At 63.9% G+C, this 15,836-nt stretch carries 15 protein-coding genes; 1 reads left to right on the top strand and 14 read right to left on the bottom strand.

The window, feature by feature from the left end; genetic code table 11:
- Positions 1-12: 12 nt before the first annotated feature.
- The 5 genes from CKW13_RS12605 to CKW13_RS12585 all read right to left on the bottom strand — a co-directional run bounded on the left by CKW13_RS12605 (position 13) and on the right by CKW13_RS12585 (position 3,060).
- The gene (locus tag CKW13_RS12605; protein ID WP_095108941.1) at positions 13-171 is read right to left on the bottom strand and encodes a YqaE/Pmp3 family membrane protein; all 159 of its coding nucleotides are present in this window, start codon (positions 169-171) and stop codon (positions 13-15) included.
- Positions 172-257: 86 nt separating this feature from the next.
- Positions 258-578 (bottom strand): DNA-binding transcriptional regulator, encoded by a 321-nt coding sequence (locus tag CKW13_RS12600; protein WP_095108940.1) that lies wholly within the window; start codon positions 576-578, stop codon positions 258-260.
- A complete protein-coding gene (locus CKW13_RS12595) occupies positions 571-927 on the bottom strand; it encodes a type II toxin-antitoxin system RelE/ParE family toxin (protein ID WP_095108939.1) in 357 nt (118 codons plus the stop codon). Before CKW13_RS12595 ends, CKW13_RS12600 begins: the two co-directional genes overlap by 8 nt.
- Before the next feature lie 238 nt (positions 928-1,165).
- A complete protein-coding gene (locus CKW13_RS12590; RefSeq protein WP_095108938.1) occupies positions 1,166-2,365 on the bottom strand; it encodes an aminotransferase class III-fold pyridoxal phosphate-dependent enzyme in 1,200 nt (399 codons plus the stop codon).
- Complete coding sequence (locus CKW13_RS12585) at positions 2,362-3,060, bottom strand: MOSC domain-containing protein (protein ID WP_095108937.1); 699 nt, start codon at positions 3,058-3,060, stop codon at positions 2,362-2,364. Before CKW13_RS12585 ends, CKW13_RS12590 begins: the two co-directional genes overlap by 4 nt.
- A gap of 101 nt (positions 3,061-3,161) precedes the next feature.
- Between CKW13_RS12585 and CKW13_RS12580 the strand changes: the two genes are divergently transcribed.
- Positions 3,162-4,088 (top strand): LysR family transcriptional regulator, encoded by a 927-nt coding sequence (locus CKW13_RS12580; RefSeq protein WP_095108936.1) that lies wholly within the window; start codon positions 3,162-3,164, stop codon positions 4,086-4,088.
- Positions 4,089-4,320: 232 nt separating this feature from the next.
- On the opposite strand, the gene CKW13_RS12575 is transcribed toward CKW13_RS12580, so the two are convergent.
- From CKW13_RS12575 to bioF, 9 genes are all read right to left on the bottom strand, one after another.
- On the bottom strand, positions 4,321-6,099 hold the full coding sequence (locus CKW13_RS12575) for an acyl-CoA dehydrogenase C-terminal domain-containing protein (RefSeq protein WP_095108935.1): 1,779 nt from the start codon (positions 6,097-6,099) through the stop codon (positions 4,321-4,323).
- A gap of 373 nt (positions 6,100-6,472) precedes the next feature.
- Positions 6,473-8,269 carry an acyl-CoA dehydrogenase C-terminal domain-containing protein gene (locus CKW13_RS12570; protein WP_095108934.1) on the bottom strand — a complete coding sequence of 599 codons (1,797 nt, stop codon included), beginning with the start codon at positions 8,267-8,269 and terminating at the stop codon, positions 6,473-6,475.
- A 90-nt stretch (positions 8,270-8,359) separates the two neighbouring features.
- Positions 8,360-9,649 carry a GGDEF domain-containing protein gene (locus CKW13_RS12565; RefSeq protein ID WP_095108933.1) on the bottom strand — a complete coding sequence of 430 codons (1,290 nt, stop codon included), beginning with the start codon at positions 9,647-9,649 and terminating at the stop codon, positions 8,360-8,362.
- Positions 9,650-9,949: 300 nt separating this feature from the next.
- Complete coding sequence (locus tag CKW13_RS12560) at positions 9,950-11,755, bottom strand: phenylacyl-CoA dehydrogenase (protein WP_095108932.1); 1,806 nt, start codon at positions 11,753-11,755, stop codon at positions 9,950-9,952.
- 251 nt (positions 11,756-12,006) lie between these two features.
- Positions 12,007-12,273, bottom strand: coding sequence for a pyrroloquinoline quinone biosynthesis protein PqqE (locus CKW13_RS12555; RefSeq protein ID WP_095108931.1), 267 nt, complete (start codon positions 12,271-12,273; stop codon positions 12,007-12,009).
- Between the two features lie 118 nt (positions 12,274-12,391).
- On the bottom strand, positions 12,392-13,072 hold the full coding sequence (bioD, locus tag CKW13_RS12550) for a dethiobiotin synthase (protein ID WP_095108930.1): 681 nt from the start codon (positions 13,070-13,072) through the stop codon (positions 12,392-12,394).
- Complete coding sequence (bioC, locus tag CKW13_RS12545; RefSeq protein WP_095108929.1) at positions 13,069-13,881, bottom strand: malonyl-ACP O-methyltransferase BioC; 813 nt, start codon at positions 13,879-13,881, stop codon at positions 13,069-13,071. Before bioC ends, bioD begins: the two co-directional genes overlap by 4 nt.
- On the bottom strand, positions 13,874-14,605 hold the full coding sequence (locus tag CKW13_RS12540; protein ID WP_095108928.1) for an alpha/beta fold hydrolase: 732 nt from the start codon (positions 14,603-14,605) through the stop codon (positions 13,874-13,876). Before CKW13_RS12540 ends, bioC begins: the two co-directional genes overlap by 8 nt.
- On the bottom strand, positions 14,598-15,776 hold the full coding sequence (bioF, locus tag CKW13_RS12535; RefSeq protein ID WP_095108927.1) for an 8-amino-7-oxononanoate synthase: 1,179 nt from the start codon (positions 15,774-15,776) through the stop codon (positions 14,598-14,600). Before bioF ends, CKW13_RS12540 begins: the two co-directional genes overlap by 8 nt.
- Positions 15,777-15,836: the final 60 nt, after the last annotated feature.

Raw genomic sequence — 15,836 nt, 5'->3', positions numbered from 1 at the left:
CCTACAACAACGTCAGCGCTTGGCGATGATGTACACCGCATGGATGATGCCGGGGATGTAGCCGCACAAGGTCAAGAGGATGTTCAGCCAGAACGCGCCGGCGAAACCCACTTGCAGGAACACACCCAGCGGCGGCAACAGAATGGCGATGATGATGCGGATAAAGTCCATGGGGCAGCTCCTGAAAAAATCGGCTCATGGGAGCCGGACAATCAATCGACCGCCCCCCAACGCCAGGGTTCAGTGCCGCGCCCTTCTCAGGCCAATATCTCAAGGCCATGTTTTTGCACGATGCTCAGTAACTTGAGCGCCATACCGCTGGGGTGCTTGTCCCCCGCTTCCCACTGTTTGACCGTGGACGCGCTGGTGTTGAGGTAACGGGCAAACACCGGTTGGCTGACATTGTTGCGCTCGCGCAGTTGCTGGATTTGCTGCGGGGAAATCTGCGCCGGCACCGGCGCCAAGCACGCCGCGTCGAACTGGCGCATGGTGGTCTTGCTGATCGCCCCCACGGCCAGCAACGCGCTGGCCGATTCGTGGACCGATTCGAGGGCCTCACTCTTGAATTTCTTACTCATCGTCTAACTCCATAAATTCGTTCATCGCCAACAACGCCTCGACCTGCGCTTCGCTCAACCCTTCGTAGGCCTTGGCCAACTCGCGAAACGCCAACAGCTCATCAGGGCTGATATTGCTCTGGTCCTGCTTGGCGAACAGACATTGATAAACCCAGTAGCGCCCGCCGCTGGCCAGCACAATCGAGCGATGGCGATTGCTGTTGAGGCGTTTTTTCCACACCCCGCCACCGAGGTTGTCCACGCGCCCCTGCAGGATTTCCCTGAAGGCCTGGCGCAGGTCCGCGTCAGAAATCCAGGCCTTGCGGGCTTGGGTAGCAAAGCGTTTGGTCTTGAACAGTCTTAACGTCATGGACATCCATTCCCACAACCATACCACCAAGTGGTATGTAATCAAGTGATGAATCGCAACCCGTCAGGTGCCGCGAGCGGGCAATCCCTGCCAGCCCCGCTAAAACACCACTGCCACAGGCCGGTTCCAAGCCGCACGTGGCCCGGTGCAAAACCCGGTAAAAAAAACGCCCCCTGCCGAAAAAATCAGGCAGGAGGCGTGCGTTATTACCGCGAGACGGTTCGGGAATTGCGTGGGTTCAGACGGCGATGCCCTTGCGGCATTGCAATTGCGCGGTGCGCACCCGGGCGAAGGCGCGGGCCAGGCGTAGGAGCATTTCGTCGATGTTGCCTTTGCTGACGGTCAGGGCCGGGGTGAAGCTCAGGCTGTCCGGAGCGCAAGCCTTGAGCAGCAGGCCTTCGTAGCGCGCGGCCTTGACCACCGCATCCGCCGAGTCGTCGGCCAGTTGCACGCTCCATAGCAGCCCGCAGCCTTGCACCTGTTTTTGCGCATAGCGGTTGGCCAGCCGCGCTAGGCCTTCGCCCAGGTAATGGCCGCTCTCGCGTACATGGGCCAGGAAGCCGTTGTCCAGCACGCTGTTGAGCACCGCCAGGCCTGCGGCCATCGTCAGCGCGTTGCCGTGGTGCTGTTCGCCCACCTCGCCCACTTCAAAGCAGCAGGCCTGGCCCCGCGCCAGCAGGGCGGCCAGGGGCACGCCGCCGCCCAGGCCTTGGCCGAGGATGACGATATCGGCCAGCACACCGTAGGCCTGTTCCGCCAGCAACGTGCCGCAACGGCCCATGCCGGTGTGGGTTTCGTCCAGGATCAGCAAGATGCCCAATTCCCGGCACAGCCGCTCCACACCCTTGAGGTAATGCTCGCTGGCCGCCTCTACCTGGGGGGTGCTTTGCAGCGGTTCGAGCAGGATCGCCACGGTTTGCGCGTCGACATCGGCGTGCAGGGCGGGCAAGTCGTTGAAGGCTGGCGCGTAGTCCTGGCCGACCCGGATAACCCGCGCCGCGCCGCCACGGTGCAAGCGGCCCCACTTGCGCGCCAGTTGAATGGCCGCATCGCGGGCTTCGCTGTCGCTGCCCAGCAGGTAGGCCTGGTCGCTGCCGGTGCTGTGGCACAGGCGTTCGGCCAGGTTAAGCAGGCCACGGTTGTAGAAACCCGCGCCGGGGTTAATCAGCGCCTGGGCCTGGGCGGTCATGGCCTTGACCAGTGCCGAAGGGCTATGGCCAAGGGTGTTGGCCGCCGCGCCCTGGATGAAATCCAGGTAGGCGCGGTCTTCGCTGTCCCACAGCCAGGACCCCTGGCCACGCACGAATATTTGCTGGGGCCGTTCCACACTGGGCATCAGGCACTCACTTGAAAGGTTGTCGCGGGGAGACGATTGCCAGGGACTGGTCACCAGGTCATCCAGGCTCGGGGGGTTGCGACGCAAGTTGAACAGGTTCATGCGCGCAGGCCTTCCAGGGGCAGCCCCAACAGGCGCGCGGTCCAGTCTTCGACGCGGCCGCTGCGCATGCGCTTAATGGCAATGTCGCGCCAGCGTGAGGACAGCGCCGGGCAGTCCACCAGTTTTTTCAGCCCGGCGTGTTCCAGCGGCTCCTGATAAAAGCTGCGCAGGGCCCAGGCCACGGTCAAGCCGGGGTAGCTGCGCTGGATCAGCTCGAAAGGCTGGTCGGCGCTGACAAAACCGGGCTTGAGCACGCGGTAGAACCAGCCGCAGCGGCCGCTGTCCTGGGCTTGTTGCGGCAAGTCGAGCAGGCCCCAGCGGTGGCTCAGGCGATAGCACGGCGAGCGCGGCTGGCTGACTTGCAGCAAGGCACCGCCCCAGCGGAACAGGTCACCCAGGCACACGTGTTCTTCGCTCAGGCCACGGGAGGAGAGGTTTTCGCCGAAAGCTGGCGCGCACCAGTCGATCTGTGGATAACGTTTGCGCCAGTAGGCGTAGTGCTCGGCGGGGTAGTGATGCAGCGCCCGTTCGGGGCCGGTATGGAAGCGCGGGTCGCCGTGTTCGTCGCTGCCCAGGCCCTGTGGCCACAACCAGAGCCGGTTTGCAACCCGGTGTTTATCCGTGTCACTGACCAAACCCTGCCCGAGGTTTTTTGCCTTGCCTATGTAAACCCCTTCCACGCACACGCTGTTCATCTTGCTTTATGGCCCTGTAAGCCCTGTGAATAGGGTTAGACTAGGCGCCTTGGCGGCAAACGGCCATTTCGTTTTTTCAGCATTTTCGATAAGTAAAACTTATGGATTTTAAGCAACTGCGTTATTTCGTCGCGGTGTATGAAGAAGGCCACGTGGGCCGGGCCGCCGAGCGCCTGTCGATCTCCCAACCGGCGCTCTCGCAGCAGATCCGCCAACTGGAGCAGAACCTTGACGTGAGCCTGTTCGAGCGCAGCAGCAAACGCCTGCTGCCGACCCTCGCCGCACACACTCTGTACAACCACGCCCTGCCTTTGCTCGACGGCATGCAACGCGCCCGCGAGGCCCTGCGCAACTTCCAGGGCCAGGCCCTGCGCACCCTGGCCATTGGCGTGCTGCAAACCGTGCACACCAGCCTGGTGCCGCAAATGCTCGAACGGGTGCGCCAGGCCCAACCGCACTTGGTGGTGCAGATCTACGAACTCACGGGGCTGGAGATCGAACGGCGCTTGCTCAATGGCTCGCTGGACATCGGCATCAGTTATCTACCGCCGCGCCAGCCCGGTTTGCACGGCGTGTTGTTGTACGAAGATGAACTGACGCTGGTCATCCCCGAGGATCATCCGCTGCGCGAATTCAAGAAAGTTTCCATGAGCCAAGCCGCGGAATTGCCGATGTTGCTGCTGGGGGAGGAGTTCCAGGTGCGACAAATCTGGCAGGCGCAACTGGCCAGCCTCGGCCGCCGCCCGCAGGTGCAGGCTGAGTTGAACAACATGGCGGGGATTCTCGACAGCCTGCCCCACACACGCTTGGCCACGGTGTTGCCCGGGCGCTCGCAACAGGCCCACGGTAATCAGGCGCTGCTGTGGAAACCGCTGAGCGAGCCACGGGTGCTGCTCAAGGTGGGCTTGGTGTGCCGCGACATGCAGCGCCAGCAAGTGTCATTAGCGTTGCTGCGCAACCTGCTGGAAGAGGTGATGAACGGCCCGGACGGGCGCTTGAACGGGCCGACGGCCCTGGACGTGTTGTAGCCGCGACTTTTTCGCGGGCAAAAGAAAACCCCGCCGAAGCGGGGCTTTGCAGACTGTTTCCCTGACATCCATTTCACTCCGCCGTCCTGGCAGAATCCTACGTGTCCGTGTTGTTACTTGTGCGCTTCCTGCGCGACGTCCATGAACAGTAGATTAGCTGTGGATCCAATCTGCCGATATGGGAGAACGGCAGCACGCCACGTAAGAGAATGCTTACATGGCGTTACAAACATCAGAACTGCGCCGCATCCAACAGGAACAACGATTCGCTGCCGGCCTTGACCGAAGCACTCAGCGAATGGATACGCGGCAGCAGGCGGGCGAAGTAGAAGCGCGCCGTGCCCAGTTTGCTGGCGTAGAAGTCGTCCTGGGTTTCCTTGCCCAATGCCGCCTTCGCCATCAGTGCCCACATGTAGCCGTAAGCCATGTAGCCGAACGCTTGCAGGTACTCCACCGACGCGGCGCCGATTTCATTCGGGTTGCCCTTTGCGCGGTCCAGCAGCCATGCCGTCAGGTCGTCGAGGTTGTCCACCGCGTCGTTCAACGGCTTGGTGAATTCGCCCAGGTCGGCACTGGCGGTGGCGGTGAAATGGCGCACTTCGTCAGCGAACAATTTATAGAACGCGCCGCCGCTGCCGACGATCTTGCGCCCCACCAGGTCCAGCGCCTGGATACCGTTGGTGCCTTCGTAGATCTGGGTGATGCGTACGTCACGCACCAGTTGCTCCTGGCCCCATTCGCGGATATAGCCGTGGCCGCCGAAAATCTGCTGGCCGTGCACGGCGGTTTCCAGGCCCAGGTCGGTCAAGAAGGCCTTGGCCACGGGGGTCAGCAGCGCCACGAGGTCGTCGGCGCGTTTGCGTGTGGCAGCATCTTCGCTGAACTTGGCGGTATCGAGCTGCATGGCGACGTAAGTGGAGAACGCACGGCCGCCTTCGTTCGCCGCTTTCATGGTCAGCAGCATGCGCCGCACGTCCGGGTGGACAATGATCGGGTCGGCGACTTTGTCCTTGGCTTGCGGGCCGGTCGGCGAACGGCTTTGCAGGCGATCGCGGGCGTATTCGATGGCGTTCTGGTACGAGCGCTCGCCGGAGGCCAGGCCCTGGATACCCACGCCCAGACGCTCGTAGTTCATCATGGTGAACATCGCCGCGAGGCCTTTGTTCGGCTCGCCCACCAGATAGCCGATGGCTTCGTCGAAGTTCATCACACAGGTGGCGGATGCCTGGATGCCCATCTTGTGTTCGATGGAGCCGCAGGTCACCGGGTTGCGCGCACCCAGGCTGCCGTCGGCATTGACCATGAATTTGGGCACTAGGAACAGCGAGATGCCTTTGGGCCCGGCCGGGGCGTCCGGCAGCTTGGCCAGCACCAGGTGGATGATGTTTTCGGTGAGGTCGTGTTCGCCGCCAGTGATGAAGATCTTGGTGCCGCTGACCTTGTAGGAACCGTCGGCCTGCGGCTCGGCCTTGGTGCGGATAATGCCCAGGTCGGTGCCGGCATGGGGCTCGGTCAGGCACATGGAGCCGGCCCAAACGCCGGCGTACATGTTCGGCAGGTACGCGGCCTTGAGCTCTTCGCTGGCGTGGGCGTTGATCGAAACGCAGGCGCCGGAGGTCAACATCGGGTACAGGCCAAAGGCCAGGCTGGAGGAGTTAATCATCTCTTCGACCTGGGCCGACACGGCTTTGGGCATGCCCATGCCGCCGAACGCCGGGTCGCCGCCCACGCCTACCCAGCCGCCTTCGGCGTAGGTCTGGTAAGCCTGGGGGAAGCCTTGCGGGGTGGTAACCACGCCATCGTTCCAGCGGCAGCCTTCTTCGTCGGCGCTGCGGCTCAGGGGTGCGATGCTTTTGCTGGTGACCTTGCCGGCCTCTTCGAGAATCGCCTCGACCGTTTCAGCGTCAACGCTGTCGGCCAGTGCAGGCAGCTCGGCCCAGAGTTTGGCGACCTCGAAAACTTCATTGAGGACGAAGCGCATATCGCGCAGGGGCGCTTTGTAGTCAGCCATGGCAAACCTCGTGGGAACGTGAAAAGTGATTCGTGGGATCGGGTGTCAACAAGGCCCCGAGTGTACCCGAACAACTTTTGCGACACATAGGGTCGCCTCGTGACTTATTTGTTATTTTTGGTCACCAAAAAGAAGGGAAACCGCGTTGTGGAAGCAACTGTGTTACCCCTACCACTCATCACCGCCACTGCGTGCCGCCATCGCGAGCAGGCTCGCTCCCACAGAGAAAAAATGAAAACCTCACCCACACCACAGTTCCACTGTGGGAGCGGGCTCACCCGCGATGGCGGCGGCATATCCAACATCAGTGCTGGTTGAGCCAATGCTATCGCGGGCGAGCGGAGCGCCGCGCGGCCCGCTCACACCGTTCCTCTTACAGCGCAAACAACCCCGCCGGCAGTTTCATCAGGCAATCGCTGCCCGCTTCGATGGCGGCGCGATGGGCGGCGGTGCGTGGCAGCAGGCGCTTGAAGTAGAACTCGCACGTTGCCAGTTTGCCCTGGCAGTAATCGCCGTCACCGCTGCCCTCGTTCAATTGCGCCTGAGCCACCAGGGCCATGCGCAGCCACAGGTAGGCGAGGATGATGTAGCCGCTGTACATCAGGTAATCCAGGGCGGCGGCGCCCACTTCGTCAGGGTTTTTCATCGCGGCCATGCCGACCTTCGTGGTCAATTCGCCCCACTGCTGGTTCAGGCCATTGAGCTGAGCGACATAGGCACCCAACTGCGGGTGGCCGCTGTTGGCTTCGCAGAACTTATGCACGATTTTGGTGAAGCCGCGCAGCAATTTGCCCTGGCTGCCCAGCACCTTGCGCCCCAGCAAGTCCAGGGCCTGGATGCCGTTGGTGCCTTCGTAGATCGGCGCGATACGGCAATCGCGCACCAGTTGCTCCATGCCCCATTCGCGGATGAAACCGTGGCCGCCAAACACCTGCATGCCGTGGTTGGTCACTTCCAGCCCGGTTTCGGTCATGAACGCCTTGCAGATCGGCGTGAGAAACGCCAGCAGGTCTTCGGCGTCCTGGCGTTGTGCCTCGTCCGCGCCCAGGTGGGCCACGTCCAGCAGTTGCGCGGTGAAGTAGGTCAGGGCGCGGTTGCCTTCGTTGAAGGCTTTCATGGTCAGCAGCATGCGCCGCACGTCGGGGTGGACGATGATCGGGTCGGCGCTCTTGTCCGGCGCTTTGGGGCCGGTCAGCGCGCGCATTTGCAGGCGCTCGTTGGCGTACTTGATCGCTCCCTGGAAGCTCGCTTCCCCCAGGCACAAGCCCTGCATGCCGGTGCCCAGGCGAGCGTGGTTCATCATGGTGAACATGCAGTTGAGGCCCTTGTTGGCCTCGCCGATCAGAAAGCCCTGGGCCTCGTCGAAGTTCAGCACGCAGGTGGCCGAAGCCTTGATGCCCATTTTGTGTTCGATCGAGCCGCAGCTCACGCCATTGCGCGCCCCCGCCTCGCCCGCCGCATCGGGCAGGAACTTGGGCACGATGAACAGGGAAATACCCTTGGTGCCGGCCGGCGCGTTCGGCAGCTTGGCCAGCACCAGGTGGATGATGTTGTCGCTCAGGTCGTGCTCACCGGCAGAGATGAAAATCTTGCTGCCGGACACCGCGTAGCTGCCGTCGGCCTGGGGCACGGCGCGGGTCTTGATGATGCCCAGGTCGGTGCCGCAATGGGCTTCGGTCAGGCACATGGTGCCGGTCCATTGGCCGGCGGTGAGTTTGTTCAGGTACAGCTGTTTTTGCGCCTCGGTGCCGTGGGCGTGGATCGCCGACATCGCGCCGTGGGTCAGGCCCGGGTACATGCCCCAGGAGGTGTTGCTGGAGCCGACCATTTCGCTGATGACCAGCCCCAAGGAATGGGGCAAGCCCTGGCCGCCGTAGGCCGGGTCCGCCGCCAGGCCATGCCAGCCGCCCTCGACGTACTGGGCGAACGCCTGTTTGAAGCCCTGGGGCGTGGTGACGACGCCGTTGTCGAAGTGGCAGCCCTCTTCGTCGCCGCTGCGGTTGAGCGGCGCCAGCACGTTTTCGCAGAACTTGGCGCCCTCTTCGAGGATTGCATCGACCATGTCCGGGCTGGCGTCCGTGGCCCCCAACGCGGCGTAGTTGGCGTGGAAATCAAACACGTGGTCGATCAGAAAGCGCATGTCGCGCAGGGGAGCTTTGTACTCGGGCATGGTGGTTTCTCCGGCGGCAGATCGCTCCAACCTACTGCCGCCCACCACACCCGACAATCACCGTGCGGGCGCTGAATGCGCCATCATCACTCAACCCGCAGCTTCGTCCATGCGCACCGCGCCGCGCCGCGCCTGGCCGAACGCCATGACGCAATTGCGGCCCGCGCCCTTGGCGCTGTACAGCGCCTGGTCGGCGGATTTGAGCACCTCTTCGGGGGTGCGTTGCTCCTGGCGCTCGGCGGCACCGATGCTGACCGTCACGGCCACGGTGGTCGCCGCCGCACCGGCGCGGCGCTGGCGGCCCTGTTGGTCGTCCTGGGGGCGGCTGTCGGGGTTGCGCAGGTGGATGTTGTAGGTGGCGATGGCTTCGCGGATCACCTCCAGGTGCGGCAGGCATTCCTCCAGGGTCTTGCCGGCGAACACCAGGGCGAACTCTTCGCCGCCATAGCGGTACGCGCGCCCGCCGCCGCCGATCTTCGACAGTTTGCTGGCCACCAGGCGCAGCACCTGGTCGCCAACGTCGTGGCCGTGGGTGTCGTTGAATTTCTTGAAGTGGTCGACGTCGCTCATCGCCAGCACGTAGTTGCGGCCCAAGCGCTGCAAACGCTCGTTGAGGGCGCGCCGCCCCGGCAGGCCGGTCAGCTCATCACGAAAGGCCATTTGGTAGGCCTCGTGGGCCACTGCGGCGGCGATCATCAACATCACCTGGCTGCACAGGATGTTCAGGGTGAACGGCAGGATGAAGGTTTTGGGCAGCATCCAAAACAACCCCAGCAGGCCCACCAATTGCGCCGCGTGCAACGGCCGCGGATGGCGCCAATACTGCACGCCTAGCAACACGAACGCGGCGAGGAACACCGGGTACGACAACTGGATCAGGCTCATCCACGCGCCGTGCAGCGCCGGCCAACGGATCTCCGCCAGCCAATTGAGCAACGCCTCGGGGTAACTCTGCTCCAGGCTCAGGGCCACGCTGCCGAACACCAGCAACACCGCGAACCGCGCCACCATGTCCTGGAACAGGTGCGTGCGCTCCTGCCATGCGGCGAACAGGCCATACAACAGCGGCAGCAACAGGCAACACAGGTGGAACACCACCGCCGCATCCGCACGTACCACGCCGTTATCGCGGAAGTAGTCGGTCTGGGTGTCCAGCAGGAAGTAGGCGATGTACACCGTGACCATCAGAAACAGTTCGCGCTGGCGTCGGTAAACCGCGCAGTACGCACCGCCGAGCAACAGCACCAGGGTCGGCAACACGTTGAACAGCGAGGTGAAGAAGACGTTGAGTTCCTTGACGTAGGCGGCCGCAAGCCCGGTCAGCAGCAGTACTAAAGAAGGGACGAAATGACTCAAACGTACAGCGGAAGAACGCGGCAAGGGTAAAGCTCCGACTCGTCGGTTAGATAGATGGCATTGTGCCTGCTTCTTTGGCAGTTAAGCACAGGCAATGTGACACACAGCACATTGCCATCACGTTAACGGCCGCCGTGGCGAATCCCTGAGTGTTTAGGTCAAGTTTTTTTGGGGCACATGGCGGGCGCCAAAAAACGCGGTGGAGAGCCGCTGCCCGAGCCTGACCGCGCCGCAAAAAAAACACCCCGCGAAAGCCAGGCTCTCGCGGGGTGCAGGCCGCCGCTCCCGAGGGGGCGGCGGCGCTAGAGGTGAATTCGCCGGGGCTTAGTAGCCCAGTGCGAAGTCCTCTTCTTTCATGTCCATCAGGTTGTTGGCGCCCGACAGCATGGTGGCCACGTGGGTACGGGTACGCGGCAGGATGCGCTGGAAGTAGAAGCGCGCGGTTTGCAGCTTGGCGGTGTAGAACGCCTCTTCGCTGGTGCCGGCCGCCAGTTTTTCCGCCGCCAGGCGTGCCATGTCGGCCCAGAAGTAGGCCAGGCAGGCGTAACCGGAGTACATCAGGTAATCCACCGAGGCGGCACCGACTTCTTCGCGGTCTTTCATCGCGGCCATGCCGACCTTCATGGTCAACTCGCCCCACTCTTTGTTCAGTGCAGCCAGCGGCGTGACGAATTCCTGGACGGCTTCGTTGCCTTCGTTGGTCTGGCAGAACTTGTGCACGATCTTGGTGAAGCCTTTGAGCGCTTCGCCCTGGGTCATCAGCACTTTACGGCCCAGCAGGTCGAGTGCCTGGATGCCGGTGGTGCCTTCGTACAGCATGGAAATGCGGCTGTCGCGAACGTTCTGCTCCATGCCCCATTCGGCGATAAAACCGTGGCCGCCGTAGATCTGCACGCCGTGGTTGGCGGACTCAAAACCGACTTCGGTCATGAAGGCCTTGGCGATCGGAGTCATGAAAGCCAGCAGTGCGTCGGCTTTCTTCTTCTCTTCTTCGTCGACGCCGTATTTGACGATGTCCACTTGCTTGGCGGTGAAGTACACCATCGCGCGGTTGCCTTCGGCGAATGCCTTCATGGTCAACAGCATGCGGCGCACATCGGGGTGCACGATGATCGGGTCAGCGGCTTTGTCCGGCGCTTTAGGGCCGGTCAGGGAGCGCATTTGCAGGCGATCGCGGGCGTATTTAAGGCCGCCTTGGAAGCCGATTTCCGCGTGGGCCAGGCCTTGCAGCGCGGTGCCCAGGCGTGCGGTGTTCATGAAGGTGAACATGCAGTTCAGGCCTTTGTTCGCCGGGCCGATGAGGAAACCGGTGGCCGCGTCGAAGTTCATCACGCAGGTGGCGTTGCCGTGGATGCCCATCTTGTGTTCCAGGGAACCGCAGGTGACTGCGTTGCGCGCACCGATGCTGCCATCGGCGTTAGGCATGAACTTGGGAACGATGAACAGGGAAATGCCTTTGGTGCCGGCCGGTGCATCGGGCAGGCGAGCCAGGACGATGTGGACGATGTTGTCGGCCATGTCGTGTTCGCCGGCCGAGATGAAGATCTTGGTGCCGGTGACTTTGTAGGAGCCGTCGGCCTGAGGTTCGGCCTTGGTGCGCAGCATGCCCAGGTCGGTGCCGCAGTGCGGTTCGGTCAGGCACATGGTGCCGGTCCATTCGCCGGAAACCAGCTTGGTCAGGTAGGCCTCTTGCTGCTCAGGCGTACCGTGCTCGGAGATGGTATTCATCGCGCCGTGGGACAGGCCTGGGTACATGCCCCACGACCAGTTCGACTCGCCGACCATTTCGCTGACCGCCAGGCCCAGGGACTCAGGCAGACCCTGGCCACCGTGCTCGACGTCATGGGCCAGGCTCGGCCAGCCGCCTTCGACGAATTGCTTGTAGGCTTCCTTGAAGCCGGTCGGCGTCTTCACGCCCGACTCGCTCCAGGTGCAACCTTCCAGGTCGCCCACGCGGTTCAGCGGTGCCAGCACCTGTTCACAAAACTTGGCGCCTTCCTCGAGGATGGCGTTAACCATGTCGGGGGTAGCGTCCTGGCAAGCCGGAAGGCTCTGATAATGCGCTTCGTAGCCGAGCAGTTCGTCACGAACGAAGCGAATATCACGCAAGGGGGCCTTGTAGTCAGGCATAGCGATAAACCTCTGCTTATGTAACCGGGGATGAACGACCGTATGGATTTGTTGTAACGGTCAAACAGTTGTTTGAAACATACGTTTACGACCAAACCTTGTCAAGCATCGTGGATGCGCCATTCGTCTAGGCTCGCCGCACACACGGGCACACAGTTGCCTGCAGCGAATGCCGCAAAATATTTCAGAGGGATAAAGGCGAAGCTAAACGCCTGACACGGGCAACGCCGCGTCAGGGTCGGGGGAAGGGCTTAAGCGTAAGTATCGATCAGGGTGCCGAGCACTTCGTCGGAGGCCTTGGCGACTTTTACGCCCAGTTCTGCCTGGATCTTGCCTTGGGCCATGTCCACCAGGTCGCTGGCCATGTCTGATTGCTGCGCGCGATCGACCTGAAAGCCAGCAGGCGTGCGGTCGACGCTTTGGCCGGCGATCTGGCCGGCCGCCTGATCGACGCGGTTCAAGCCGGTCTGGATGGCGCTGACGCCGGAATAAAACGCGGTATTCCCGGAGATATTCATGGGAGCACTCAATCCTTAAAAGGGCAAACAGCCATCATTGAAGCAGAGTCACCGGCAAAAGGCCCGTCAATAACACTAATGGCACGGGGCGCCACCATAGGCAAAATCTTCCCCGTGGCTAATCCAGCAGGTCCAGTTGCAGGTGTTCGGCCACGGCTTGGGCACTGGCCACCTTGAGGGTCGGCACCCGCCCAAGGCACGGCGCCGGTAGGCGTTCGGCCAGGGTGGCGAGGTTTTCTTCCAGCCGCGAGGTATTGGGGTCGATGATGTTGGCCACCCAACCGGCCAGTTGCAGGCCATCGCGGGCGATGGCTTCGGCGCTGAGCAGGGCATGGCTGATGCAGCCCAGGCGCACACCCACCACCAAAATCACCGGCAAGCCTAGGGCCATGGCCAGGTCCGACAGGTTGTCCTGGCCCGCCAACGGCACGCGCCAACCACCGGCGCCTTCGATCAGGGTGAAATCGGCCTGCAGGGCGAGGATGTCGCGCATCGGCCCCAGCAGCGATTGCACCGTCAACGCCACGCCGGCTTCGCGCGCCGCCAGGTGCGGGGCGATGGCCGGCGCGAACGCCACCGGGTTCACCTGCTCGTAGGCAAGCGCCAGCGTGCATTCGGCCAGCAGCGCCAGGGCATCGGCGTTGCGCAGGCCCTTGGCCGTCACCTCGCACCCGGAGGCCACCGGTTTGCCCGCCGCGGTGCTCAGCCCCGCCGACCGCGCGGCGTACAGCAGGCCGGCGGCGATGGTGGTCTTGCCGACATCGGTGTCGGTGCCGGTGATGAAGTAAGCGGCGCTCATAAGGGGTTCTCCAGCACGGCGTAGACCACTTGGTAAGTCGCGGGCAAGCCCTGGGGCTGGCGGAACTGCTCATAGGCCTGAATCAAGCCGAGCAGGCGCGCCCGCCCGGTCAGCCCGCCCGGGCGCCCCGGGTTGAGGTTGTGGGCACCGAGGGCCTTGAGTTCGTGGGTCAGGCTGCGCACGTGGGGGTAATGCAGCACCTGCGCCCGCACCTGCAGGCTGACGACCCGCAAGCCACTGGCCGCGCACAGGCGTTGGTAGTCGCCCCGTTCGCGGAAGCGGTTGACGTGCACCTGGCCGTCTACCGCCGCCCAACTGTCGCGCAACTCGGCCAAGGTGCCGCTACACAGGCTGGCGAAGGCCAGCACGCCGCCCGGCTTCAGTACCCGCCGCGCTTCGCTGAGCACCGTGGCGAAGTCGGCGCACCATTGCACCGCCAGGCTGGAGAACACCAGGTCGCAGCTCCCAGCCTGCAACGGCAAACGCTCGGCATCCCCGGCGACAAAATGCGCCGCGCCGCCCAAAGGCCGCGCGTGGTTGAGCATGCCTTCGGCGATATCCAGCGCCACCCCTTCGCTGCCGGTAAAACGCCGGGCCAGGGCGCGGCTGAAATGGCCGGTGCCGCAGCCCAGGTCGAGCCAGCGCCCCAGGCGCAAGCCCTGGGGCAGGCGTTGCAGTAAGGCGTCGCCCACCCCGCGTTGCAACTGGGCGACGCTGTCGTAAGTGGCCGCCGCCCGGGAAAACGAGGCCGCCACCTGACGTTTGTCGGGCAACACGGCGCTCAGGCGCGGCAAGGCTAAATCAGTCATCGGCACACTCATGCAAAAACGCTTGGATCGCACCCGCCACTCCATGGGGGTCTTCCAACAAGAAACCGTGGCTGGCCTGTTCGATCAGACCCACCTCTATATCCGGCAGCAACGCCAGCAGGTCACCGGCGGCTTCGGCGGGCACCAACGCGTCGAGGCCGGCGAACAGGTGCAACTGCGGGCCGCGATAGGCTTGCAGGGCTTGGCGGGTATCCAGTTGCGCCAACAACTCCAGGCCTGCCAACAACACGTCGGGCGCGGTGGCCGGCGCGGCCGCCAGCATCAGCCGCGCCAGGCCTCGGGCGTCTTCGGCGCCTTGCGCGCACAGCAGGCTGAAGCGTTTGAGGGTCTGGCGCGGGTCGCTGGCGCAACCGCTGAGGAAGGCGTCGAAGGTTTCGCCCGGCATGGCGCTGGGCCAGTGCTCGTGGGCGACAAAACTCGGGTTGCTGGCCAGGGTCAGCAGGCCACAGCAGCGCTCGCCACGGCGCGCCGCCAGGGCCGAGGCAAGCATGCCGCCCAGGGACCAGCCGCCGAGCCAGGCGTCATCGGGCAGGCTGGCGTCGAGTTCGTCGAGCCACTCCTCGGGGTCGCAGGACAACAGCGCCGGCAGCGGCTCGATCTCCACCCGCAGGTGTTCGTCCAGGCCCCGCAGCGCCGCCGCCAAGGGTTCCAGCGGCGAGACGCCCAGGCCCCAGCCCGGCAGCAGAATCAGTCGATCACGCATCAGTAGGCTCCGGTCCAGGTTCGGCAAAGCAGTCGGCCAGTGCATTTAACAGTAGCTGTACCTGCGCCTCGCTGTGGGCGGCGGTCAGGGTCACGCGCAACCGGGCGCTGCCGGCCGGCACGGTGGGCGGGCGGATCGCGGTGACCATCAGGCCTCGCTCGCGCAAGCGCTGAGACAGGCGCACGGCACGGGCGCTGTCGCCCACCAGGATCGGCTGGATCGGCGTGAAGCTGTCCATCAGTTGCAGGCCGATCTGCTCGGCGCCCCGGCGGAACTGGCGGATCAGGCCGTTCAAGTGCTCGCGCCGCCAATGTTCGCTGCGCAGCAGCTCCAGGCTCTTGAGGGTGGCACAGGCCAAGGCCGGCGGTTGGCTGGTGGTATAGATGTAAGGCCGGGCGAACTGGATCAGGCTTTCGATCAGGTCATCGCTGCCGGCAACGAACGCCCCGGCGGTGCCGAACGCCTTGCCCAGGGTGCCGACCAGCACCGGCACCTCTTCCGCGCCCAGGCCAAAATGCTCGACGATACCGCCGCCCGTGGCGCCCAACGGGCCGAAGCCGTGGGCGTCGTCCACCATCAGCCACGCGCCCTTGGCCCGGGCTTCGCGGGCCAGGGCCGGCAGGTCGGCCAAATTGCCGTCCATGCTGAATACGCCATCGGTGACCACCAGGGTATTGCCCGTGGCGCGCTCCAGGCGCTTGGCCAGGCTGGCCGCGTCGTTGTGCAGATAGCGGTTGAAACGCGCCCCGGACAGCAACCCGGCATCCAGTAGGGAGGCGTGGTTGAGGCGGTCTTCCAGCACCGTGTCGCCCTGCCCCACTAGCGCAGTCACCGCCCCGAGGTTGGCCATGTAGCCGGTGGTGAACAGCAGCGCCCGCGCCCGCCCGGTGAATTCGGCCAGGGCTTCTTCCAGCGCGTGGTGCGGGCCCGCATGGCCGACCACCAGATGCGACGCTGCGCCGCCCACGCCCCAGCGCTCGGCCCCGGCGCGCCAGGCTTGGATCACTTGCGGGTGATTGGCCAGGCCCAGGTAGTCGTTATTGCAGAACGCCAGTAAGGGCTGGCCATCGACCACCACCTGTGGCCCTTGCGGGCTGTCCAGCAGCGGACGCTGGCGGTAGAGGTTAGCGGCGCGCCGAGCGGCCAGGCGTGCGGGAAGATCGAAGGGCATGGGGGCCTCGAAAGGGGATCAAAGCAGGAAGCAATCAAGCAGTGGGCGCCGGTTCGCGCC

The sequence above is a fragment of the Pseudomonas sp. Irchel 3E20 genome (assembly GCF_900187645.1).
Taxonomy (GTDB): Bacteria; Pseudomonadota; Gammaproteobacteria; order Pseudomonadales; family Pseudomonadaceae; genus Aquipseudomonas.
The sequence above is the reverse complement of the archived record's forward strand: the minus strand, read 5'-3'. Positions and strand labels throughout refer to the sequence as shown.